Consider the following 23,157-nt stretch of genomic DNA (forward strand, 5'->3'; position numbering starts at 1 on the left):
GCTCGTGAAACGTTCCCTCATCCTTGCGGCCACGGCCCTGATTGCCCTGTCGGGCTGCGACGACCTGACGAATGTCTTCAGCACGCGCGAGGCCGGCTCCGAGATCGACTCGGGCTATTTCGGCAACGCCACCATGAACAACATCCAGGTCGGAACCGGGCAGGCCAATTACGTCATCAACCTCAACCAGCGCTTCTCGAACGAGGTGCAGCCGACGATCAACTTCGCGTTCAACTCCACCGCACTGGACCAGCAGGCCCGGCAGGTTCTGCGCCAGCAGGCGACCTGGATCAACCAGTTTCCAGAGGTCCGTTTCAAGGTCTTCGGGCATACCGACCTTGTCGGTTCGCGCGCCTACAACCGTCAGCTTGGCCTGCGCCGTGCCCAGGCCGCGGTGGCCTACCTTGTCAGCCAGGGTGTCGATCGCGGACGCCTCGAGGCGGTGGTCACACAGGGCGAGACGCAGCCCCTGATCGTCACCGAGGGACGCGAGCGCCGCAACCGGCGCACCGTCACCGAGGTCACCGGTTTCGTGAAGAACCATCCCACCGTGCTGAACGGTGAATATGCCGCGGTGATCTTCCGGGATTACGTGTCCACCGGGGTTTCGAGCAGCCTCGGCGGGTTGAACCCGCCGGGCCTGGGCCACAGCACGAACCTTCCGGGCGGACAGGGCGGCGGGGACTGAGCGCACCGCACCAGCGCCGCGCGTTTCATGCGCGTTGAAACGGGGCCTTTCAGGTCCCGTTTCGCTTTCCGGCACTTGGAAACAGAGACGCTCAGGCACGGCCCACCGTCTCATTATTCCGCACAATGGCGGAAATTCGGCCCCATTATCGACACGTTTCTCCGTGAATTTCAGCCTTGTCCCAGCCCCCAGTGCGTCCCGCGACGCCGGGCTGGAAAATCGTGATACGGCCCCCGACCGTCCAAGTTCCGTGGGGCCGCTGGAAAGGACGAACCAGGCATGAGTGGTGCAATGCTGCAGCCCGAACCGCAACCGATCACGGCCTGCACGGTCAGTCGTGACGTGCAGAACTTCGATCTGCTGATCGAAGACATGGAAAACTGCATGGGCGAAAGCTGGGGCGACCTGGGGTTCGAGGATACGCTGGCCTTCCTGGAGCAGTCCGAGGCCCGCGACCTGGAATTCCTGGCCATCGCCATGGACGAGGAGGACGAGGCGGATATCGGCCTGATCGTCGACATCGTCCGAACGGCCAAGGACAAGTCCATACGGATAATTCTCATCATCGGCGAGGAGGTTTCTCCGACCACGCTTCACACGCTGATGCGCGAGGGGGGCGACGAATTCGTCCCATACCCCCTGCCCGAGGGCGAACTGGCCAACGCGATCGACCGCGTGATGGCCCCGCCGCCGCCACCGCCCGCGCCGGTCCAGGACGTCACGACAGCCCTCAAGGCCACCGACGACCGCAGCGGCGTCGTGATCCCGGTACACGGCATGGCCGGCGGCACGGGCGCCACGACGCTGGCGGTCAACCTGGCCTGGGAACTGGCCACGATCGAGTCGAACAGGACCAAGACCAGGAAGAAGGACAAGGACAAGACCGGCGAGAAACCGCCCCAGGTCTGCCTGATCGACCTGGACTTCCAGTTCGGCAGCACCTCGACCTTTCTCGACCTGCCGCGCCGCGAGGCGGTGTTCGAGCTGTTGCAAGACACTGAGGCCATGGACAGCGAAAGCTTCATGCAGGCCCTGCAAGGCTTCGAGAACAAGCTGCATGTCCTGACCGCGCCCACCGACCTCATCCCGCTGGATATGGTGACGCCCGCCGATATCGAGCGGCTCATCGAGACCGCGCGAATCAACTTCGACTATGTCATCATAGATATGCCCAAGACTTTCGTGGAATGGACAGAGACGGTGCTGAACGCCGCCCATGTCTACTTCGCGACGCTCGAGCTGGACATGCGCTCGGCCCAGAACACGCTGCGGGTCAAGCGTGCACTGCAGGCCGAGCAGCTTCCCTTCGACAAGCTGCGTTTCGTGCTGAACCGCGCGCCCAAGTTCACCGACCTGAGCGGCAAGAGCCGTATCAAGCGGCTGTCCGAGAGCCTGGGGATTTCCATAGAGGTTCAGATGTCCGACGGCGGCCGCCCCGTGGCCCAGACCGCCGATCACGGCGTACCGTTGGCCGAGGGCCTGCCCAAGAACCCGCTGCGCCGGGAGATCCTGAAACTCGCGACATCGGTCCACGCGCACAACGTCGCCGATGATGCGGCAACCGGATAAGGAGCCCGCCCGATGTTCTCGAAATACAAGAAGACGGCACCGGCCCCGAAAACGACCGCGTCCCGGGCACCGGCCCACGACAGCGGACCGCAGACCCAGGCCGAGAAGGACGCCAAACCCGAGGCGCCGCGCAAGGCGCTGATGCGCGCCAATCCCAAGCCCGCGCAAGTCGCGCCAAAGGACAAGGAGGTCAAGCGCAAGGAACGGCTGGGCGAGATCAAGCTGGAACTGCACAAGGCGCTGCTGGACAACCTGAACCTGGCCGCGCTGGACCAGGCCTCGGAGAAGGACCTGAAGGCCGAGATCACCTCGATCGCCACCGAGGCGCTTGAGGATATGGGCGTTGTCCTCAACCGCGAGGAACGCACCACCCTGACCCAGGAGCTCTTTTTCGAGGTCAAGGGCCTGGGTCCGCTTGAGACCCTGCTTCAGGACGACAACGTCAATGACATCCTGGTCAACGGACCCAAGCAGATTTTCGTGGAACGCGGCGGCAAGCTGGAACTGACCGACATCACCTTCAAGGACGAACGCCACCTGCTGCGGATCATCGACAAGATCGTCTCGGCGGTAGGACGCCGGGTGGATGAATCCAACCCCTATGTCGACGCACGTCTGTCCGACGGGTCGCGTTTCAATGCCATGGTGCCGCCCATCGCGGTGGATGGCTCGCTCGTCTCGATCCGTAAGTTCACCAAGGACAAGCTGGGCATCGAGGACCTGGTCAACTTCGGCGCTTTCTCGGAAGAGATGGCCGCCTACCTGCAAGCGGCCGTCTCGACCCGGCTCAACGTGATCGTTTCGGGCGGCACGGGCTCGGGCAAGACGACCTCGCTGAATGCGCTATCGTCTTTCATCGACAATTCCGAGCGGATCCTGACGATCGAAGACACCGCCGAACTGCAGTTGCAACAGACCCACGTCGGCCGGATGGAAAGCCGCCCACCCAACGTCGAGGGCAAGGGCGGGGTCAGCCAGCGCGACTGCCTCAAGAACGCACTGCGGATGCGGCCCGACCGCATCATCGTCGGCGAGACCCGCGGTGAGGAAGTCATCGACATGCTTCAGGCCATGAACACCGGTCACGACGGGTCGATGACCACGATCCACGCCAACAACGCCCGCGACGCGATCAGCCGCCTGGAGAACATGGTCGCCATGGCCGGGATCGAGATGCCGCTCAAGGCGGTGCGCAGCCAGATCGCCAGTGCCGTTCACCTGATCGTCCAGGTCAGCCGCCTGCAGGACGGGTCACGCCGCATGGTCTCGATCACCGAGGTGACGGGCATGGAAGGCGACGTTATCTCGATGCAGGAGGTCTTCCGCTACCAGCGCGTGGGCCTGACACCCGAAAACAAGATCATCGGCCACTTCACCGCCACCGGCGTGCGGTCGCACTTCTCGGAGCGTTTCAAGCTCTGGGGCTACGATCTGCCGCCGCAGATCTTTGAACCCGTAGCGGCGCAATAACATGTCAATCGCAGCAGAACCCATCATCTACGGGCTGATCTTCGTGGCCATCCTGGTGCTGGTCAACGGCATCTACCTCGTGGCCTTCGGCAAGTCGATCAGCCTCAACAGTCGCGTCAACCGCCGCCTCGAGATGCTCGAGAAGGGCAACAACCGCGAGGAAGTGCTCGAGCAACTCCGCAAGGAGATGACCCAGCACATCAAGAGCCAGCGCATCCCGCTCTATTCGCTGCTGGCCAACAAGGCGCAAAAGGCAAACATCGCCTTCACGCCCTCGCAGTTGATCGTCGTGATGGGCGTCCTGTCGGGCGTCGCCTTCTTCGGGTTGACCTTTGGCACCACCGCCTCGGCGCCGGTGCGCCTGGCCGTGGCCGTGGCAATGGGGGTTGGCGGGGTTTACATGTGGATCACCAAGAAGGCCAACAAGCGCTTGGCCCTGCTCGAGGAACAGCTGCCGGACGCGGTCGAGCTCATGGTCCGGTCGCTCCGGGTCGGCCACCCCTTCAGCTCGGCCGTCAATATCGTCGCTAAGGAAGTCCCCGACCCGCTGGGCACCGAGATGGGCGTGATTTCTGACGAGGTCGCCTATGGCCGCGACATGGGCGAAACGCTCAAGGAGATGGCTGACCGCATCGACATGCAGGACCTGCGCTTCCTGGCCGTGGCCGTGACCATCCAGCAGCAGGCCGGGGGCAACCTGGCCGAGATCCTGGCCGGCCTGGCCAAGGTGATCCGGGCACGCTTCAAGCTATTCCGCAGGGTCAAGGCCATCACGGCCGAGGCGAAATGGTCCGGCATGTTCCTGTCGGGCTTCCCGCTGGTCGCGCTGGTCATGATCAACGTGATCCAGCCCAACTACTATGACGACGTGCGTGAAACGGCAGTCTTCATCCCGGCCTGCCTGATCGTGGCGGTCTTCCTGGTGGCCAATATCATCGTCATGCGCCGGCTCGTGGACATCAAGGTCTGAGGAAAGTCATGCAAATTCTCGATACCGTCTCACAGAAGCTCACCGAGATGCTCGGCCCCTTCGGCCCGCTCATGGCGCTGGGAATGCTGGGGGTCCTGCTGATCCTTCTGGTCCTGCCAGCCCTTCTGAACAAGGACGAGGACCCGCTGGAAAAGCTCAAGTCCAGCAACCAGGCCAACCAGGACAGGACCCAGGGCACCCGGCTGCGCGTCGGCGGCGGCAAGGACAAGCTCGAAAAATACTCCGACTTCCTGGAACCGCAGAACCAGGAGGAGTTCTCGTCGGCCAAGCTCAAGCTGGTGCAGGCTGGCTATCGCAGCAAGAATGCCGTGCGGGTCTACCACTTTTCGCAGTTCGCGCTCGGGCTGGGTTTCCTGGTGCTGGGCGCGGGCTACGCCATATTCGATTCCTCGACCGGCGAACCCACGGCCCAGTCCATGATGATCTCGATCCTGCTGCCCGGCATGGTCGGCTACATGCTGCCGAAATACTGGGTGAAGCGGCGCCAGGACGAACGCCAGGAACAGATGGTCAACGGCTTTCCCGACAGCCTGGACATGATGCTGGTCTGCGTCGAGGCGGGCCAATCGCTGGACCAGGCAATCATCCGCGTGGCGCACGAACTGGAATCCGGCTTTCCCGCCCTGGCCGAGGAATACAAGATCGTCTCGCACGAGATGAAGGCCGGCAAGGACAAGACCCAGGTTCTGCGCGACATGTCCGAACGCGCGGGTGTGCCCGACATCGCCAGTTTCGTCACTGTTCTGATCCAGTCGCAGCAATTCGGGACCTCGATCGCCGAGGCTCTGCGTGTCTTCTCGGCCGAGATGCGCGACAAGCGCGTCATGCGGGCCGAGGAAAAGGCCAACACCCTGCCCACGAAGATGACACTGGCAACGATGATGCTGACCCTTCCGCCCTTGCTGATCATCCTGATCGGCCCCTCGGTATACGAGATTTCGGTGACACTTTCGGATTCCGGTCTCTGAGTCCGCGCGCCGAGTCGATCCCGACTTGAACCACAGCGCGGTATGGGCAAGCCTTCGGCATCCGCAGATATCCTTACGACAGGCAGCCCCGCGCGCCCATGATACGCCACCTCCGCCCGATCCCGATACTTCTCTGCGTGCTGGCCGCCATTGCAATGGCGGCCTGTGCCCCGACTGGATTTGCCCCCGAGGGCGAGCGGGTCTATGCCCCCGGTGTCGCGGGCGAACCGGATGTTGACGGGCTGATCGTGGGCCACCGGCTGATGGCGGCGGGGGAATTCGAGCTTGCGTTGCAGGCCTATACCCGTGCGGCCGGGCGGCAGGGCCTGAATGTCGACACGCTTTCGGCGCTGGGGTCGGCAAACCTGCGGCTCGGGCGGCTGGGCCAGGCCGAGGACCTGCTGCGCCGCGCGGTCGAGGCCGACGCGACCTTCGTGCCGGCCTGGAACAACCTGGGCGTCATCCTCATGGAACGAGGCAAGATTGCCGAGGCGGCGCAGGTCTTCCGTCGCGCCTATGCAACGGACAACGGTGATTCGGACCGTATCCGCGACAACCTGAGCTTGGCGCTCGCCAAGCTCGGGAATCCGGGTTACTCTGATGCTGAAGAGAACGAAGAGTTCCGACTGGTTCGCCGCGGCACGGGAGACTACCTGCTCCTGGGCGGCGACCCCTAGAGGCAAGAGCAGCAAGAGGACGCAAAACATGCGCCACCCGTTCCTCCTTTTCACGACCCTGGTCGGGGTATGGGCACTGTCCGCCTGCGACCGATCGGGCGAGGCCCAGGTGAACCGGGCCCTTCAGGACGTCAACGCCGTTGACGAAACCAACCTCAACGATGTCATGCTGACCGTCGGCGACCCCGACGAAGCGGTGCGCTACTTCGCCCGCGCCAGCCAGAACGACCCGGGCCGCATCGACCTGATGCGCGGGCTGGCCAAGTCGCTGGTCCGGGCACGCGAGAACGGCCGCGCAGTCGAGGCCTGGTCCGAGGTCACCGCCCACGAGGAAAGCACCGCCGACGACGAGGTCAGCCTGGCCGATGCTCTGATCCGCACCAACCAGTGGGAGCGCGCCGAAGAGGTGCTCGATGGCATCCCTCCCACCCACGAGACCTACGAACGCTACCGGCTGGAGGCCATGGTCGCCGACAGCAACGAGGAATGGGACAGCGCCGACAGTTTCTACGAGACCGCCGCCGGGCTCACGACCCGGCCCGCCGGCGTCTACAACAACTGGGGCTTTTCCCGGCTGACGCGGGGCGATTACGAAGGCGCGGAAGAGCTGTTCCTGGACGCGATCAAGAACGATCGTGACCTCTTTACCGCCAAGAACAACCTTGTCATGGCCCGCGGGGCGCAGCGCAACTATGACCTGCCGGTGATCCCCATGAGCCAGGTCGAGCGGGCGCAATTGCTGCACACGCTGGCGCTGACCGCGATCAAGCAGAACGACGTGACCATCGGGCGCGGCCTGTTGCGCGAGGCGATAGACACCCATCCGCAGCACTTCGAGGCCGCGGCCCGATCGCTGCGGGCGCTCGAAGACAACGTGACGAACTGATCCGGTGATCGAAACTTCGCTGAGCGTCACCCAGGCGGCCTGGTTCCTGCCTTTCGCGGCGCCGCTATGCCTGTACGTGGCCTGGAACGATCTGCGGGCGATGAAGATTCCGACCTGGTCCACGGACCTGCTGGCGCTGGTGTTCGTGGTGCTGGGCGCCTTCCTTATGCCGTTCTGGCCGGATTACCTGCTGCGCTTTGCCCATTTCGGCGTGGTTCTGGCCATCGGGGTCGGGCTGAACGCCTTCGGGGCGCTGGGGGCGGGGGATGCCAAGTTCATGGCCTCGGCCGCGCCTTTCGTTGCCCTGCAGGACGTGGGTGGGGTGCTGTTCTTGTTGGTCATCAGCCTTGTTGCCGCTTTTGCCGTGCATCGACTGTGCAGGGCCATTCCCCCTGTCCGCGGACTGGCCCCGCACTGGCAAAGCTGGACCGAGACGCGGCGCTTTCCCATGGGGTTCCCATTGGGGGTGACGCTGGTGCTGTACTTGGCCGGTCCGCTGATCTGAAACGATCCGGCAAACGCCGAACGAACGAAACACCGCTTTTCGCATTCGCCCGGCGAGGCGGGCATGGGACCCGGCGATCAGGTCTGTCCGATAAGCGATTGGCCCCTGCCACCCTACCCCTTGCCATAGAGGGTATAAAGCGGCGTGCGGCGGATCTCGGTCAGTTCGTCGGTGATGCCGCGCGTCTTGAATTCCTCGATCATGCTGTCGCGGATCTGCGGGAGCCGGGGGCAGCTCGGAACCAGAAGGTAGTCGGCATTCTCCCAACCGGGCAGACCCCCGTAATACCAGGGTGCCCCGCCCTCCAGGGGATCAAGTGCCCCGAAAAGCCAGAACGAACTGAAAAGGTCCGCCGCGAGGATGGAGCGGCCATCGGCCAGCCCCGCCTCTTCCAGATCGCGGGTAATGGCATCCATGACAGCTTGCAGCCCAAGTTCGAGCGTACAATCCTTTAGGTTCTCGCCCATGAAGGTCGGCGGGGTCTCGCGTTCGGCAAGGGGGCGGTATCGTTCCAGCCCGGTCCCTGGACCGTCCAGTGCGACCCGCGCATCCACCCGGTTGAACCGCAAACTGCGCACCTGCAGGTCGGCGTGTTGCCGGGCCCGGGGCAGCAGGGGAACGTATTCGGCCGGATCGACCCGCAAATGGCGCAGCGGACTGTAGGCAAGGTTCGCGTAGGAAGCCAGGGACAGCGCCAGCGCCATGGCCGCGGCCACACCCAGCGCGTCGCGCAGGGGCCAGCCGAAGGCGTTGCGCAGCACCTTGTCGGCCTCGGGGCGCAGCGCCAGCAGCAGCACCGCCACCAGCATCAGCCACTTTGGATCGTTTCCGTAGTTCTGGTAGGTGACGTAGAAGAAGCCCGGCACCAGCAGAAGCAGGATCAGCCCGCCGGTCTCCATCCGCGCCTGGCGCAGCAGGATGACACCGCCCAGGGCAACCAGCGATCCGCCGAGGTAGGCCGGCGCCCCCATGACCGCCGTGAGCGGGTCGCCCGGCGCCGCGCGCACCTCGGATCCGGCAACCGTGGCCAGGTCGGCCATATAGGCCGGCCAGATCCCCGGCCCAAGGAAAAGCGTAATGGCGGTAAAGGCGGCCAGCCCGGTTCCCAGCGCCCAGCCCAGCGCCCGGCGCTGTTCGGTCATCACCAGCGCCAGCGCGACGGGCAGCGCGAAGGCGGCGAAATAGGTCACCTTGACCATGGCAAGAAGGACCATCATCAGGCCGATGATGATCCCGTCGACCTGGCCGACGCGGGGATGGACCGGCGGGATCAGCGCCGCAAGGATCGCAACGAAGGCTGCCGCCCAGGCCTGTCGGTTGTAATGCATCGAGACCGAGATATTGGTCTCGGCCCCGCCGTCGATCAGCGCCAGCAGCAGCACCATGACAACGCCGCCGAAAAGTAGGGCAAGGTTGGGGCCAAGGCGGCTGGCCGCGACCCACACGACCATGGGCAGGAAGAGTGCCGCGACGATTACCTGCGACCAGAGAAAGGCCATGCCGACGCCCATCCCCGACATCACCAGAAGAGCCACGGGCCAGAAGGCAAGCGCGCCGATCGGCGTCATGAAGTCCAGGTGCGACACCTGCCCCTCGGCCATGCGAAAGACGATCTCCATCAGGTGCATCGCGTCACCGTCGTGCTTGTCGATGTAGAGGCCGCCCTTGAGAACCGCGGCTCCCCCCATGACGAGGACGATCATGGCCAGAAAGGCCGTCAGGATAACTGGGTTCGGTCTGCTCATGTGCGCCTCTGGAACGCCTTTGTCCCTTTTTTCGCCACAATAACCCGGCAAAAAGCGGATCATACCCCCTGCGCCCTGCCGGGCCGGATTTGACACCGGTCGCGTCCTGCGGGCCACAAGTGCAACCGAGAAAGCGAGCCTGCCGCCATGAACATGCAGACCTCCGACGTTGTCGCCCCACCCGCGCCAAAATCGCTGGAGGCCATGCGCCTTCCACCGGTGATGATGCGCGACATCGTCCTCAAGACGATGTTTCGCAAGAACGCCGAAACCGTTTCGGACCTGGCCCGGGCCATCTGCCTTCCGGTGCCCGTGACCCAGGAACTTGTCGACCTGGCCCGCACGCAGAAGCTTCTCGAGGCGATGGGGACACTGAACGCCAATTCCGGCAACGAGATGGGGTATCAGTTGACAGATGCAGGCAAAGCCCGGGCGCTGGATGCGCTGGCGCAGTCGGAGTACTTCGGCGCCATGCCGGTTCCGCTGGAGGTCTATGCCGAGCAGGTCAAGCGCCAGTCGATCCGCAGCATCCAGATCACCCGCGACCAGCTGACCGCAGCCATGGGGCACCTGATCCTGCCGCCGGACCTGCTGGACCAGCTCGGTCCAGCGGTCTCCTCGGGGCGGTCAATCCTGATGTACGGCCCCCCGGGGAACGGAAAATCATCGATTTCCAATGGCATCCGCGATGCCCTGGGCGACAAGATCTACATCCCTCGCGCCATCGAATACGCCGGCCAGGTCATCACCGTCTATGACCCGATCGTCCATGCGGCGGCCGAGGAGCAGGTGGACGACCCGAATTCCCTGCGCCGCACGAGCGGCCGCTTCGATACCCGCTACGTCAGGTGCGAGCGGCCCACGGTCGTCACCGGCGGCGAGCTGTCGCTCTCCATGCTGGACCTTGTCTACAACCCGACCGCGCGCACTTACCAGGCGCCGTTGCAACTGAAATCCTCGGGCGGGGTCTTTATCGTCGACGACCTCGGCCGCCAGGAGGAGCCGCCGCAGAAACTGGTCAACCGCTGGATCGTGCCGCTTGAGGAAAGCCGCGATATCCTTGCTCTGCAATCGGGCGAGAAGTTCGAGGTGCCCTTCGATACACTGGTGATCTTTTCGACCAACTTCCACCCCAACGACATCTTCGACAAGGCCGCGCTGCGCCGGATTTTCTTCAAGATCAAGATCGACGGCCCCACGCAGGAGGATTTCCTGAAGATCTTCGCTCTGGTCGCCCGCAAGAAGGGGATGCCGCTGGACGAGGAATCTCTGGTCTACCTGTTGCAGGAAAAATACCCGACCATCGACAACGTTTATGCCAATTACCAGCCGGTATTCCTGATCGACCAGATCATCTCGATCTGCGAATTCGAGGGCATCCCCTACCAGATGCGTCCGGACCTTGTGGACCGCGCCTGGGCGAACATGTTCGTCAAGGAAGAGGACATCCTGCACTGAGGGATCGGATCAGACCCTCCCGGCCCGTCCGACCAGCAGGAGCCGCTGAGCCCGTCGGTCTGCGAGAGACCCCCAAGGCATTCCGGACCAAAGACGCCGGGCGCGCTGGCACAGCCCCACGGGTCGAACTAGTTTCACCCCATGACAATCTTGCCCCGGACATTCCGCGACTGGTTCGATGCACGGGGATGGGCCGTTCACCCGCATCAGCAGCAGATGCTGGACCGCGCCGCCGACCCGGCCACGCTGCTGATCGCGCCTACCGGGGGCGGCAAGACGCTGGCCGGTTTCCTGCCAAGCCTGGTGGACCTGGCCGAGGGTGGGCATGACGGGCTGCACACGCTCTATGTTTCGCCGCTCAAGGCGCTGGCGACGGATATCCGGCGCAACCTGACCGCCCCGGTTCAGGAGATGGGCCTGCCCATCCGCATCGAGGATCGCAGCGGCGACACCACCTATACCGCCAAGCGCCGCCAGCGGGCTGACCCGCCGCATATCCTTCTGACCACGCCGGAGTCGTTGGCGCTGCTGACCAGCTACGAGGACGCGCCGCGTATCTTTGCCGGGCTGCAACGGGTGATCGTGGATGAAATCCACGCCCTCGCCGAAAGCAAGCGTGGCGACCAGTTGATGCTGGCCCTTTCCCGGCTGGAGGGGTTGGCCCCGGGTCTACGGCGCGTCGGGCTGTCGGCCACGGTTGACGACCCCGCGGCGATCGCACGAACCCTCGCGCGTCACCCCGACCCCTGCCCGATCCTGGAGGCCGATCCCGGCCCGGACCCGGACATCGAGATGCTGGTCACGCAAAGCCGCCCCCCCTGGTCCGGCGGTGGAGCAAAGCACGCGATTCCAGAGGTTCTTGAACAGGTAAGAAATCACAAGACCACGCTTATTTTCCACAATACACGCGCCCAGGCCGAGATCTTCTTTCACCATCTCTGGCTGGCAAACGACGACGATCTGCCCATTGGCATCCACCACGGCAGCCTGAGCCGCGACCAGCGCGAAAAGGTCGAGGCGGCCATGGTGGCCGGACGGTTGCGCGCCATCGTCTGCACCGGGTCGCTGGACCTCGGGATCGACTGGGGCGACGTGGACCTGGTGATCCAGATCGGCGCGCCCAAGAACGTCAAACGGATGGTGCAGCGCATCGGGCGGGCCAATCACCGCTACAATGCTCCGTCAAAGGCGCTGCTGGTGCCCGCCAACCGCTTCGAGGTCGTCGAATGCCATGCCGCGCTTGAGGCCGCCCGCGAACATGACCTTGACGGCGCACCGCGTGGCCCAGGCCCGCTGGACGTGCTGTGCCAGCACATCCTGTCCCGCGCCTGCGCCGGACCCTTTGAGGCCGACGCCCTCTTCGCCGAGGTCCGGACCGTGGGCGCCTATGCCGACCTGCCGCGCGCCGCCTTCGACGATTGCCTGTCCTTCTGCGCGACAGGCGGCTATGCCTTGCGCGCATATGACAGGTGGCAGCGCCTGAAACAGACCGACGGGAAATGGCACCTGCGCGATCCCCGCGCGGCCCGGCGCATTCGCATGAACATCGGCACGATCCAGGATGCGGATCTTCTCAAGGTGCGAATGCGGCGCGGCAACAGAACGCTGGGCGAGGTCGAGGAAGCCTTTGCCGCCTCGCTCACGCCCGGTGACCGATTCCTGATCGGTGGTGAGGTTGTGCGCTACGAGGGTCTTAAGGAATTGACTGTCGAGGTCAGCCGAACCCCCGGGCGCGAGCCCAAGGTCGCCGTTTTCTCGGGCACGAAGTTCGCCACCTCGACCCAGCTGTCACAACGTATCCTGCAGCTTCTGAACCGCGACTGTTGGCCGGACCTGCCGGGGCACACTGCGGACTGGCTGGCGCTGCAGCACAAGGTCAGCCGGATGCCCTCGGCCGGGCGGTTGCTGGTCGAGACCTTTCCGCACGAAGGGCGCGAGCACCTGTGCCTCTATGGCTTTGCCGGGCAGAACGCGCACCGCACGCTGGGCCTTATCCTGACCCAGCGGATGGAGGCGGCGGGCCTGTCGCCGCTGGGCTTCGTCATGACCGACTACGCCCTGCTGATCTGGGGGCTGGAACCCGTCCCCGACCCTGCCGCCCTCCTGAACCCGGCCGATACGCGTGCGGGGCTGGACTCCTGGCTGCAAGGCAACGCGGTGATGAAACGCACCTTTCGGGGCGCCGCAACCATCGCCGGGCTGATCGAGCGGAACATCCCCGGCCCCAGGAAAACCGGCAGGCAGGCGACGTTTTCGTCCGACATCCTTTACGACACGCTGGCCAAGTTCGATCCCGATCACCTGCTGATGCGCATCACCCGCGAAGAGGCCATGCGCGGGCTGGTCGATTTCGGCCGGATCGAGGACATGCTGGGCCGCATCGAAGGCATCGACCACCAACGGCTGACCCGGGTTTCCCCCCTGGCCGCGCCCCTGTTGCTGGAACCGGGCAAGGTGCCCATCGCCGGCGAAGGGCGCGAGCGGCTGCTGGAAGCCGAGGCCGACCGGCTGATGGCCGAGGCCGGTCTCGCCGCGCTTTGATCTTGCAGGCCCGCGACGGCTGGGCCAAGTCGGGGCCATGTCGCATCACGTCCTGAAACTCGGCGAGCATGACCTGCAGGCCCGCGCCGATGGCAGCCTGTTCTGGCCGGCCATGGGTCTGCTGTGCGTGTCGGACCTGCACCTGGGCAAGTCCGAACGCATCGCGCGGCGTGGTGGGGGCCTTCTGCCCCCCTACGAAACCCAGGAAACACTGACCCGGCTGGACGCCGCGATCGCAGAGACGGCGCCCCGCCATGTGATCTGCCTCGGCGACAGTTTCGACGATCTGGACGCCGCCACCAGTCTGCCCGAGACGGTGCGACTGCATCTGGCGGGGCTTCAGGCCGGGCGCGACTGGACCTGGATCGAGGGCAACCATGACCCTGGCCCGGTCGCTCTGGGCGGCAGCCACCTGGCCGAACATGTCCTTGAAGGGCTGCGGTTTCGTCACATCGCCACGCCGGACAGGCCCGAGGTGTCCGGTCACTATCATCCCAAGGCTCGGGTGCCGGGCACCACAGCGGCGCGCCCCTGTTTTCTCGCGGATCGCGACCGGGTACTTCTGCCTGCCTTCGGGGCCTATACCGGCGGGCTGCGGGCCACCGAGCCGGTTCTGCGCGACCGCATGGGCACCGATGCGATCGCCATACTGACCGGACGCCGCGCGGTGGCCGTGCCGCTGGCCGCACTCTAATCCGCCGGATGTGTGGCCGCCGCAAGGTCTGGCCGGTGTTTCGGGCCAACCGCAACCCTCTCCTCGACCGGCAACACGACCACCACGTGATGGTCAGACAGGCCGAGCCGTACGACGCCCGCCCCTGCTCGCCGGAGTTCAAGCGCTCGTGCAGCCGGTCCCGGCGCGGAACAGGCCGAAGGGGCGGCGACATGGCCCAGCGCAGCAAAGGCACCCTTTGGCGTCCCCGCCAGAACCGGCGACATCGGCAGCCCATGCGGCCCTGTCGCTTCTGCACCCTGGCAAAGAGGTGCTGACCAAAAGAACGAAGGTCTACCTGCTTGCCCGACCAGTGGCGAATGTCCGCGGGCCACGGTGCGGGTCGAGAAACCGGGTCGGCGCCCGCTGGAGGTGACAGCGCGCGTCGCGGCCGTGACGGGCGACCGGGGACCCCACGTCACCCTGATGCAGGGAACGATGCTGCCGCTCAGGCCGTAAGGCCCTCGGGTTCGGCCAACCCACTGGCGCGGCAGCAGGCGGTAACGGTATTGGCCAGCAGGCACGCAATGGTCATCGGCCCGACCCCGCCGGGCACCGGCGTGATTGCGCCGGCCACCTCGGCGCAACTGGCATAGTGGCAATCCCCGACAAGGCGCCCCTTGCCGCCCTCTTCCTCGGAGGGCAGACGGTTAATGCCAACGTCGATCACCGTGGCACCCGGCTTGATCCAGTCGCCGGGCACCATCTCGGGGCGTCCCACGGCGGCCACCACGATATCGGCGCGGCGCACGACGCCGGGCAGGTCCTTCGTGCGGGAATGCGCGATGGTCACGGTGCAGCTGTCGCCGAGAAGCAGCTGCGCCATGGGCTTGCCGACGATATTCGAGCGGCCGATCACCACCGCGTCAAGCCCCGAAAGACTGCCCAGATGATCGCGCAGCATCATCAGGCTACCCAGCGGCGTGCAGGGCACCATGCTCTTCTGTCCAGTGCCCAGAAGCCCGACATTCGAGACATGAAAGCCGTCCACGTCCTTGGCCGGGTCGATGGAGTTGATCACCAGATCCTCGTTCAGGTGACCCGGCAGCGGCAGTTGCACCAGGATGCCGTGCACGCCGGGATCAGTGTTCAACTGGTCGATCAGCGCCAGCAGGTCTGACTCCGGTGTGTCGGCCTCCAGACGGTGCTCGAAGCTCTTCATGCCGACCTCGACCGTCTGCTTGCCCTTGGACCGGACGTAGACCTGGCTGGCCGGGTCCTCGCCCACAAGCACGACCGCAAGGCCGGGGATGATCCCGTGTTCTTCCTTCAGTCGCGCCACGTGGCCCGCCACTTTCTCCCGCACGCTGGCCGCGAAGGCCTTGCCGTCGATCACACTGGCCGTCATCTCATGCCTCCGTATTGGCGTATTCAGCTGCGTAGTGCTCTTTCTGGAGCTGCGTCGCAAGCACCGCGTTCTGCATCAGGATCGCCACGGTCACCGGGCCGACACCGCCGGGCACCGGCGTGATCCAGCCCGCGACCCCGGCGCAGCTTGCGAAATCGGCATCGCCTACAGTGCGCGGGCCATCGGGCGTCTCGACCCGGTTGATACCGATGTCGATCAGGGCCGCGCCGGGTTTCACCATCTCGCCCGTTACCAGCCCCGGCTTGCCCACGGCGACGAAGACCGCGTCCGAAGCCCGGCTGTGCATCGCCACCGAACGGGTCATGTGATGGCAGACCGTGACCGTCGCCCCAAGCCCCATCAGCAGGAATGTGATCGGTTTGCCCACGATCTCGGAATGGCCAATGACCGTGACATCCAGTCCTTCCAGCCGCAGCGGCAGGGTTTTCAGGATTTCGACCGCCGCCACGGCGGTGCAGGGGCCAAGCGCCAGATCGTTGTAGACAATATTGCCGATGGAAGCAGGATGCATCCCTTCCACGTCCTTGAGCGGATGCACCGCCCTCTGCAGGGCCTTGACCGGGATATGATCCGGCAAGGGACGCTGGATGATGATGCCGTTGACCCGCGGATCGGCGTTCAGCCCCTGCAAAACACCGACCAGCTGTTCGAGCGACATCGACGCATCGTAGGTGCGCGCCTCGAACTGCACGCCGGCGCTTTCGGCGCTACGCTGCTGGTTGCGCACATAGAGCGCGGCCGCCGCGGTATCGCCGACCGAGATGGAGACCAGCCGCGGCTGCCAGCCGTCAACGGCCAGCGCCTCTGCTTGCTGCGCGATCTCGGCACGCTTTCGCGCGGCGATGGCCTTGCCGTCGATCAGGGCGGCACGATGCATTGCGGTCATGGAATGCTCCGGACGGGACGGCGGGCGGGGCGCATTGCCTTCCCCTCAGGGAAGGCAACAGCGTCGTCCCGCCGGATCAGAACAGGCCTTCGATGAGGCCCTCGTCGTTCAGGCGGATATTCTCCGAGGCCGGCTGCCGCGGCAGGCCCGGCATGGTCATGATCTCGCCGCAGATAACCACGATGAACCCGGCCCCCGCCGAAAGGCGCACCTCGCGCACAGGCACGGAATGCCCCGTCGGCGCCCCGCGCAAAGACGGGTCGGTCGAGAAGGAATACTGCGTCTTGGCCATGCACACCGGCAGGTGACCGTATCCGGCGTCCTCCCATTCCCTGAGTTGGTTGCGGATCTTGGCATCGGCCAGCACCTCGTCGGCACGGTAGATCGCCGTGGCCACGCGCTCGATCTTCTCGAAAAGCCCGAGATCGTCACGGTAGAGCGGTGCGAATTGGCTGGCCCCGCTGTCGGCGACCTCGGCCACCTTGCGCGCCAATGCCTCGGACCCTTCCGAGCCCAGCTCCCAGTGGCGCGACAGCACCGCTTCCGAGCCCTGCGTTTCCACGTAGTCCTTGACCGCCTGGATTTCGGCATCAGTGTCGGTGACAAAGTGGTTGATTGCGACCACGACCGGCACGCCGAACTGCTTGAGGTTGCCGATATGGCGGCCCAGGTTGGCACAGCCCTCCTGCACGGCATCGACGTTTTCGTCGCCAAGATCGGCCTTGGCCACACCACCGTTCATCTTCATCGCGCGCACCGTGGCCACCAGGACCACCGCGTCAGGGGCGAGCCCGGCCTTGCGGCATTTGATGTTCATGAACTTCTCGGCGCCAAGGTCGGCCCCGAAGCCGGCCTCGGTCACGACGTAATCGGCGGTGTTCAGCGCCGTGGTGGTGGCAATGACCGAGTTGCAGCCATGGGCGATGTTGGCAAAAGGCCCGCCATGCACGAAGGCGGGGTTGTTTTCCAGCGTCTGCACCAGGTTCGGTTGCATCGCGTCCTTCAGCAGCACGGTCATCGCGCCATCGGCCTTGATGTCGCGGCAGTAGATCGGCGACTTGTCCCGACGATAGGCCACGATCATGGCGCCCAGACGCTTTTCGAGGTCATTGAGGTCAGTGGCCAGGCACAGGATCGCCATGACTTCCGAAGCCACCGTGATATCAAAACCCGTCTGGCGCGGAAAGCCGTTGGCCACCCCGCCCAAGGACGTGACCGTGTCGCGCAGGGCGCGGTCGTTCATGTCCATGACCCGGCGCCAGCTGACTCGGCGTTCGTCGATTTCCAGCTCGTTGCCCCAGTAGATGTGGTTGTCGATCATCGCCGACAGCAGGTTGTGCGCCGCCGTAATCGCATGAAAGTCACCGGTGAAGTGCAAGTTCATGTCCTCCATGGGCACGACCTGTGCCCGGCCGCCGCCCGCGGCGCCACCCTTCATGCCGAAGTTCGGCCCGAGCGAGGCCTCGCGGATGCAGATCGCGGCTTTCTTGCCGATGCGGTTGAGGCCGTCCCCCAGCCCCACCGTGGTCGTGGTCTTGCCCTCGCCGGCCGGGGTCGGGTTGATGGCAGTCACGAGGATCAGCTTGCCCTTGGCATTGCCCTTGGCGGAATTGATGAACTCCTGGCTGACCTTGGCCTTGTCGTGGCCATAGGGCAGCAAGTGGTCGCTGTCGATGCCCAGCTTTGCGCCGATCTCCTGGATCGGCTTCTTGCTGGCCTCGCGGGCAATTTCGATGTCGGTCTTGAATGCCATTTTTGCGGTCTCTTCCCTGGGATCGGCCCCGGCGGGGCGCGTGGTCAAATGCTGGCACACCCTAAACACGACATGGGCGGCCCTTGCACCGCGATTGCGACATTTTCGCTGCCGGAATCGTCGGTCATGCCCGGGCGCATTTCCGATCGGAGCTGTTTCGCCGCCGCCGCGCGCTCAGGGTGCCCAGGCGCGCTGGTCGGGAACGTGCAGCCGCAGACGGTCGCCGATCACAAGGGCGCCGGGACGTTCGACCCAGGCGGTCACTCCGCGACGACCCTCGGCGGCGGCCTTGAAGGCTTTGCCGTGGCCAGGGTGCTGCCGCTCGACCGTCAGGCCGGGCTGGTGGCAGGGGCGGTTCTGCATGTCGATCACCAGCGTGGTGCCCCTCTCGGCCTGCAGGCGCGCGGAGGGTGGCAGATGGCTGAAGTCCGCCAGCCCCGTCACGACCATCGTTGCCCCCAGCCAGGTCGGGTCCAGTGCCTGCAGCCCCATGTCGGCGGCAACCTCTGCAAGGTCCTCGGCGCTGACGATGCTGAGCTGCCGGACATTGGCAATCTCGGTGCCCCTGGGATGCTGCGCCGTGACCCGCGAACACGAGGGCCGGGTGCGCCCGGCATAGGGCGCCCCGACCAGCCCGTCGAAGCCCAGCTCCAGGCGATCCAGAGCAACGCCGCCGACCGCCGGTTCCGTCCGGTCCGTCATCCGGCCCAGCCATGTGATCGTCGCGTGGTGGTCGGTGGGTTTCAAGGCGGGCATGGGGGTCTCCGGCGTGGTCACGACGATCATGGTCAGCCGCTTGGCACCCCGGCGCAAGATGTGTCGCAAAGAAAAAGCCCCGCCGGTCGGGCGGGGCCTTCAAAGGATCAGGCCGTCGGCTCGGGCTCCGGTTCCGGACCCTTGGGCTTGCGCCCCTTGGTCTTGGGGATCGCAGTAACCGAACTGCCGTCGGTGGGCGGCGAGTCATCGGCATCATCGTCACGGTTGAGCGGTTCGCCCTTGATCACCTTGGTGATTTCGCCGCCCGTAAGGGTCTCGTATTCGAGCAGACCCTGCGCCAGACGTTCCCATTCCTCGCCATGCTCGGTCAGGATGCGCTTGGCCGTATTATAGCCCTCGTCGATCAGGTCCCTGACCTTGGAATCGATGATCTTCTGGGTCTCGGGGCTATGGTTGGTGCCGCCACCATAAGCGCCCAGGTAGGACTCCTGTTCGTTTGCGTAGTCGACGTGTCCCAGTTCCGGATCATAGCCGAACTGCGTCACCATGGCGCGCGCGATCTTGGACACCTGCTGAATGTCCGATGTCGCCCCAGAGGTCACGTTCTCGGGGCCGAATTTCAATTCCTCGGCCACCTTGCCGCCCATCGCCATCGCGATCTTGGACTTGTACTTTGTGAAGGTCACCGATAGCTGATCGCGTTCGGGCAGCGACAGCACCAGGCCCAGCGCCCGGCCGCGCGGGATGATCGTGGCCTTGTGGATCGGGTCGTGCTGCGGGACGTTCAGGCCAACGATAGCATGGCCAGCCTCATGATAGGCGGTCAACTTCTTTTCGTCCTCGGTCATGACCATCGAGCGCCGCTCGCTGCCCATCATGACCTTGTCCTTGGCATTCTCGAAATCGAGCATCGTCACGAACCGTCGGCCCACCCTCGCAGCCATCAGCGCCGCCTCGTTCACGAGGTTGGCCAGGTCGGCCCCGGAGAAACCGGGCGTGCCGCGTGCGATGATGCGCAGGTCCACGTCTGGGCCCAGTGGCACCTTGCGCGAATGCACACCCAGAATCTTCTCGCGGCCCTTGATATCGGGGTTGGGCACCTGAACCTGCCGGTCAAAGCGGCCCGGGCGCAGCAGCGCGGGGTCGAGAACGTCGGGGCGGTTGGTGGCCGCGACGATGATGATGCCTTCGTTGGCCTCGAACCCGTCCATTTCCACCAGCAGCTGGTTGAGCGTCTGTTCACGCTCGTCATTGCCGCCACCGTACCCCACGCCACGGGACCGTCCGACGGCGTCGATCTCGTCGATGAAGACGATGCAGGGCGCATTCTTCTTGGCCTGTTCGAACATGTCGCGCACGCGGGATGCACCGACACCCACGAACATCTCCACGAAGTCCGAGCCGGAGATGGTGAAGAACGGCACGCCCGCCTCGCCCGCGATGGCGCGAGCCAGCAGCGTCTTACCCGTGCCCGGCGGGCCGACCAGCAGCGCGCCCTTGGGGATCTTGCCGCCCAGGCGGCTGAATTTCTGCGGATTGCGCAGGAACTCGACAATCTCTTCCAGCTCGTCCTTGGCCTCGTCGATGCCGGCGACCTCGTCAAAGGTGACACGACCGTGTTTTTCCGTCAGCAGCTTTGCCTTGGACTTGCCAAAGCCCATGGCGCCACCCTTGCCGCCGCCCTGCATGCGGTTCATGAAGTAGATCCAGACCCCGATCAACAGCAGGAAGGGCAGTAGCCCGAGCAGGAAAGTCGCAAAACCGGACTGTTCCTGCGGGCGCGCCTCTACCGACACACCGTTATCCATGAGCAACTGCGTGACCTCGGCATCGCCGGGGACCACCGCCATGTAGCTGCGATTATCGGACCCTTGGTAATAGAGCTTTTCCCCGTCCATCGTGACCTCGGTCACCGCGCCGGATTCAACGGCCTGGACGAATTGCGAATAGCTTCTGGTGCTGCTGCTGTTCGTCGCCTGATCCCCGCCGAAAAGCTGGAACAGGGCGATGATTACGATGAACAGGACGACCCAAAAGGCCAAGTTGCGCGCGTTTCCCACGGCGGACTCCTATAGATTCGGTCACGGGCGCGCCAAGCGCCGCAGTATTGCATCAAGATAGAGACCTTGGCCCGTTCTTCAATGCGAAAGCAGGTAAGATGCAAAAGACGTGACAATCCGCGCACTCCAGTCGGAATTATGCCCAGCCAAAGGTGCGGCGATCAGCACGTCGCCCTGCCAGATCGCCGGAGACGCCATGAGCGAGGCGCGCGGCAGGCCGGTGTCGCGCCAGTCGCGGCAATCCTTGATCCCCTCGCCGAGCGCCCGGACTTCCAGCCCGGGCGCGTGCGGCCCGTCCAGACTCCAGCGCCCGTCCCAGGTCTCGGTGGTTGCTGATCGCCTGTCCTTGACGGCATTGTATTCGCGGGCAATTCGGAGAACAGACCCCGCATCCTCGGTCACGAGGCAGCCTGCGGCAGTCTGCCTGGGTCCGTCCTCCGCCAGCGCAGCCTCCAGGTTCGCCAGTGTGGTCCGGCGCGGTGCATAGGCCGCGCCCGCCACCCATTGCAGCCCCCGCGAGATCAGCCGCCGTTCGATTTCCGGGTGCAGCGGCGGATCCGCCCGTCGCGGAATCAGCAGGTCTCCGCGGTCCTCAGTCACATGGTTTTGCGCCTCTTGCGCGGTATAATGCTCCAGCGCCGAGCGGCTCATGCGCAACGCATGGGCCGTTTCCGTCAACCCCGTGACATTGACACCAAGGGGGGTCAGGGCCGCCAGCAGCGCCCGGGCGCGGGTCCGGTCATAGCTCGGGTCCTCGTTCGTCGGGTCCTCGATCCACTCGACCGCGTTGCGGCGCAAGTAGGCGCGCAGCGCTTCCCGCCGGCGCTGCCACAGGGGCCGGGCCCAGGTCAGGCCGTTCCGTTCGAAGATCACATCCATTGCCGACAGTCCATCCACCCCGGCCTTCCGTCCCAGCCGCATCAGGAAGGTTTCGGCCACATCATCAGCGGTATGGCCCAGAAGGACCCCCCCGATGTCACGGCCCCGGGCCCAGTCGGCGATCAGGCGATAACGGGCCGCCCGGGCGGTTGCCATGGTGTTGCCGCCCTGCGCGCCCTGCCACCTAAGGGTTGTCTGTGGAATCTCCAGCCGGGCGCAGAAGTCGGCGACGGCGCGGGCCTCGGCCGCCGCCTCGGTACGCAACCCGTGATCGACGGTCACTGCCTCGATCTGTTGGCCAAGCCGAGTGGCCCAACGCCAGGCAATGTGCAAAAGCGCCACCGAGTCCCCGCCGCCCGAGACAGCCACACCAAGGCGCGCGGGCACCCTCCCCGGAAAACAGAGATCCATGTCATGCAGAAGCGCAGCATCGGGTCCCTGCGCCCGCAGCCAGTCCGGGTCTAGCGGCATCCGAGCGATTGCATCGCCTGGCCCGCCACGTCGACCTGGTCACTGTCGGGAAAGCGCGTGGCCACCTCGCCGAGGGTGATGCAGGCGTCCTGTTGCTGGCCCAGGTCACCCAGAGCCCTGCCCAGGCGCGTCAGCGCCTCGGGCGCAACGGGCCCGCGCGGGGCGGCCGAAAAACTGTCGAGGAAACCGCGCGCGGCGTTGGACGTCTCACCCAATTCCTCATGGGCCTTGCCGCGCAGCAGGTGGACCTCGGGCGCGACCGGCGAGCCGGGATAGGTTTCGCTGAAACTGGCAAGCAGGTCGGTGGCCGCGCGATAGTCACCATCGGCCATGGCGGCCTTGGCGCGCTCGAAATCCTCGCGCTCGGCCAGGGCCAGTTCGGGGCCCGTACCGGGATTCTGGACAGGCTGATCCGCCGCGGCGCTGTTTTCCCCTCCGAGCGTCGGCGTGCTGCCCAAACTTCCTATATCGCAGTCCGGTTCAAGCTCGCAAAGCCGGAATTCGAGATCGCCGATGCGGTTGGTCCCGTCGCTGACGATCCGATCAATGCGGAATTCCAGTTGCTCGGTCTTGGCCGTCAGGCGAGTAAGCTCGGCCTCGATGGCGATGAGCCGGTCCAGCGGAGACGCTCCGGCGACACCCCCTTGAGCGGGCTGCCCGCTCGGGCTCAGCTCTTGCCGCAGCCGTTCAAGATCACCGTAGAGCGCGGCCAGTTGCGCCCGGATGTCGGCCAGCGTCTGATCCTGCTGCGCCGCCGCTGGAAACGCCAACACCAGCATAAGACCGACCGAAAGAAGACCCTTGCGCAGCAT

The 23,157-nt window shown here is 65.1% G+C and carries 19 protein-coding genes; 11 read left to right on the forward strand and 8 right to left on the reverse strand.

Going from position 1 to position 23,157, the window contains the following annotated elements:
- The first annotated feature begins 4 nt into the window (after positions 1–4).
- From VJ897_RS09270 to VJ897_RS09305, 8 genes are all read left to right on the forward strand, one after another.
- The gene (locus VJ897_RS09270) at positions 5–688 is read left to right on the forward strand and encodes an OmpA family protein (RefSeq protein ID WP_324055326.1); all 684 of its coding nucleotides are present in this window, start codon (positions 5–7) and stop codon (positions 686–688) included.
- A gap of 279 nt (positions 689–967) precedes the next feature.
- Positions 968–2,257: a CpaE/TadZ family protein gene (locus VJ897_RS09275; protein WP_324055327.1), complete on the forward strand. Its 1,290-nt coding sequence runs from the start codon at positions 968–970 to the stop codon at positions 2,255–2,257.
- Positions 2,258–2,269: 12 nt separating this feature from the next.
- A complete protein-coding gene (locus tag VJ897_RS09280) occupies positions 2,270–3,727 on the forward strand; it encodes a TadA family conjugal transfer-associated ATPase (RefSeq protein WP_324055328.1) in 1,458 nt (485 codons plus the stop codon).
- A 1-nt stretch (position 3,728) separates the two neighbouring features.
- Positions 3,729–4,697 carry a type II secretion system F family protein gene (locus VJ897_RS09285; RefSeq protein WP_324055329.1) on the forward strand — a complete coding sequence of 323 codons (969 nt, stop codon included), beginning with the start codon at positions 3,729–3,731 and terminating at the stop codon, positions 4,695–4,697.
- A gap of 8 nt (positions 4,698–4,705) precedes the next feature.
- Positions 4,706–5,686, forward strand: coding sequence for a type II secretion system F family protein (locus tag VJ897_RS09290; protein ID WP_324055330.1), 981 nt, complete (start codon positions 4,706–4,708; stop codon positions 5,684–5,686).
- Between the two features lie 98 nt (positions 5,687–5,784).
- The gene (locus VJ897_RS09295) at positions 5,785–6,363 is read left to right on the forward strand and encodes a tetratricopeptide repeat protein (RefSeq protein WP_414706716.1); all 579 of its coding nucleotides are present in this window, start codon (positions 5,785–5,787) and stop codon (positions 6,361–6,363) included.
- Between the two features lie 28 nt (positions 6,364–6,391).
- A complete protein-coding gene (locus VJ897_RS09300) occupies positions 6,392–7,249 on the forward strand; it encodes a tetratricopeptide repeat protein (RefSeq protein WP_324055331.1) in 858 nt (285 codons plus the stop codon).
- A gap of 4 nt (positions 7,250–7,253) precedes the next feature.
- Positions 7,254–7,754, forward strand: a complete 501-nt coding sequence (locus tag VJ897_RS09305; protein WP_324055332.1) for a prepilin peptidase — start codon at positions 7,254–7,256, stop codon at positions 7,752–7,754.
- Between the two features lie 113 nt (positions 7,755–7,867).
- On the opposite strand, the gene VJ897_RS09310 is transcribed toward VJ897_RS09305, so the two are convergent.
- Positions 7,868–9,499 carry a hypothetical protein gene (locus VJ897_RS09310; RefSeq protein ID WP_324055333.1) on the reverse strand — a complete coding sequence of 544 codons (1,632 nt, stop codon included), beginning with the start codon at positions 9,497–9,499 and terminating at the stop codon, positions 7,868–7,870.
- A gap of 147 nt (positions 9,500–9,646) precedes the next feature.
- Between VJ897_RS09310 and VJ897_RS09315 the strand changes: the two genes are divergently transcribed.
- The 3 genes from VJ897_RS09315 to pdeM all read left to right on the forward strand — a co-directional run bounded on the left by VJ897_RS09315 (position 9,647) and on the right by pdeM (position 14,192).
- Complete coding sequence (locus tag VJ897_RS09315; protein ID WP_324055334.1) at positions 9,647–10,957, forward strand: DUF8689 domain-containing protein; 1,311 nt, start codon at positions 9,647–9,649, stop codon at positions 10,955–10,957.
- Positions 10,958–11,098: 141 nt separating this feature from the next.
- The gene (locus VJ897_RS09320; protein ID WP_324055335.1) at positions 11,099–13,498 is read left to right on the forward strand and encodes a ligase-associated DNA damage response DEXH box helicase; all 2,400 of its coding nucleotides are present in this window, start codon (positions 11,099–11,101) and stop codon (positions 13,496–13,498) included.
- Between the two features lie 37 nt (positions 13,499–13,535).
- The gene (gene pdeM / locus VJ897_RS09325) at positions 13,536–14,192 is read left to right on the forward strand and encodes a ligase-associated DNA damage response endonuclease PdeM (RefSeq protein WP_324055336.1); all 657 of its coding nucleotides are present in this window, start codon (positions 13,536–13,538) and stop codon (positions 14,190–14,192) included.
- A gap of 466 nt (positions 14,193–14,658) precedes the next feature.
- On the opposite strand, the gene folD is transcribed toward pdeM, so the two are convergent.
- The 7 genes from folD to VJ897_RS09360 all read right to left on the reverse strand — a co-directional run bounded on the left by folD (position 14,659) and on the right by VJ897_RS09360 (position 23,157).
- Complete coding sequence (gene folD / locus VJ897_RS09330) at positions 14,659–15,558, reverse strand: bifunctional methylenetetrahydrofolate dehydrogenase/methenyltetrahydrofolate cyclohydrolase FolD (protein ID WP_324055337.1); 900 nt, start codon at positions 15,556–15,558, stop codon at positions 14,659–14,661.
- A 1-nt stretch (position 15,559) separates the two neighbouring features.
- Positions 15,560–16,465, reverse strand: a complete 906-nt coding sequence (locus VJ897_RS09335; protein WP_324055338.1) for a bifunctional 5,10-methylenetetrahydrofolate dehydrogenase/5,10-methenyltetrahydrofolate cyclohydrolase — start codon at positions 16,463–16,465, stop codon at positions 15,560–15,562.
- Positions 16,466–16,541: 76 nt separating this feature from the next.
- Entirely contained in the window at positions 16,542–18,218 is a 1,677-nt protein-coding gene (locus VJ897_RS09340; RefSeq protein ID WP_324055339.1) for a formate--tetrahydrofolate ligase, read from the reverse strand.
- A 174-nt stretch (positions 18,219–18,392) separates the two neighbouring features.
- Positions 18,393–18,974 (reverse strand): MOSC domain-containing protein, encoded by a 582-nt coding sequence (locus VJ897_RS09345; RefSeq protein ID WP_324055395.1) that lies wholly within the window; start codon positions 18,972–18,974, stop codon positions 18,393–18,395.
- Positions 18,975–19,081: 107 nt separating this feature from the next.
- Entirely contained in the window at positions 19,082–20,995 is a 1,914-nt protein-coding gene (ftsH, locus tag VJ897_RS09350) for an ATP-dependent zinc metalloprotease FtsH (RefSeq protein WP_324055340.1), read from the reverse strand.
- Positions 20,996–21,073: 78 nt separating this feature from the next.
- A complete protein-coding gene (tilS, locus tag VJ897_RS09355; protein WP_324055341.1) occupies positions 21,074–22,345 on the reverse strand; it encodes a tRNA lysidine(34) synthetase TilS in 1,272 nt (423 codons plus the stop codon).
- Positions 22,336–23,157, reverse strand: a complete 822-nt coding sequence (locus VJ897_RS09360; RefSeq protein ID WP_324055342.1) for a tetratricopeptide repeat protein — start codon at positions 23,155–23,157, stop codon at positions 22,336–22,338. The genes tilS and VJ897_RS09360 overlap by 10 nt, the downstream gene beginning before the upstream one ends.

Source organism: Salibaculum sp. (assembly GCF_035270045.1).
In the GTDB taxonomy this organism is placed as follows: domain Bacteria; phylum Pseudomonadota; class Alphaproteobacteria; order Rhodobacterales; family Rhodobacteraceae; genus Salibaculum.

Coding starts and splice junctions, on each gene's coding strand:
- VJ897_RS09275 (WP_324055327.1), top strand. CDS start 968: ATGAGTGGTGCAATGCTGCAGCCCGAACCGCAACCGATCACGGCCTGC.
- VJ897_RS09280 (WP_324055328.1), top strand. CDS start 2,270: ATGTTCTCGAAATACAAGAAGACGGCACCGGCCCCGAAAACGACCGCG.
- VJ897_RS09285 (WP_324055329.1), top strand. CDS start 3,729: ATGTCAATCGCAGCAGAACCCATCATCTACGGGCTGATCTTCGTGGCC.
- VJ897_RS09290 (WP_324055330.1), top strand. CDS start 4,706: ATGCAAATTCTCGATACCGTCTCACAGAAGCTCACCGAGATGCTCGGC.
- VJ897_RS09295 (WP_414706716.1), top strand. CDS start 5,785: ATGATACGCCACCTCCGCCCGATCCCGATACTTCTCTGCGTGCTGGCC.
- VJ897_RS09300 (WP_324055331.1), top strand. CDS start 6,392: ATGCGCCACCCGTTCCTCCTTTTCACGACCCTGGTCGGGGTATGGGCA.
- VJ897_RS09310 (WP_324055333.1), bottom strand. CDS start 9,499: ATGAGCAGACCGAACCCAGTTATCCTGACGGCCTTTCTGGCCATGATC.
- VJ897_RS09315 (WP_324055334.1), top strand. CDS start 9,647: ATGAACATGCAGACCTCCGACGTTGTCGCCCCACCCGCGCCAAAATCG.
- VJ897_RS09320 (WP_324055335.1), top strand. CDS start 11,099: ATGACAATCTTGCCCCGGACATTCCGCGACTGGTTCGATGCACGGGGA.
- pdeM (WP_324055336.1), top strand. CDS start 13,536: ATGTCGCATCACGTCCTGAAACTCGGCGAGCATGACCTGCAGGCCCGC.
- folD (WP_324055337.1), bottom strand. CDS start 15,558: ATGACGGCCAGTGTGATCGACGGCAAGGCCTTCGCGGCCAGCGTGCGG.
- VJ897_RS09335 (WP_324055338.1), bottom strand. CDS start 16,465: ATGACCGCAATGCATCGTGCCGCCCTGATCGACGGCAAGGCCATCGCC.
- VJ897_RS09340 (WP_324055339.1), bottom strand. CDS start 18,218: ATGGCATTCAAGACCGACATCGAAATTGCCCGCGAGGCCAGCAAGAAG.
- VJ897_RS09345 (WP_324055395.1), bottom strand. CDS start 18,974: ATGCCCGCCTTGAAACCCACCGACCACCACGCGACGATCACATGGCTG.
- tilS (WP_324055341.1), bottom strand. CDS start 22,345: ATGCCGCTAGACCCGGACTGGCTGCGGGCGCAGGGACCCGATGCTGCG.
- VJ897_RS09360 (WP_324055342.1), bottom strand. CDS start 23,157: ATGCTGCGCAAGGGTCTTCTTTCGGTCGGTCTTATGCTGGTGTTGGCG.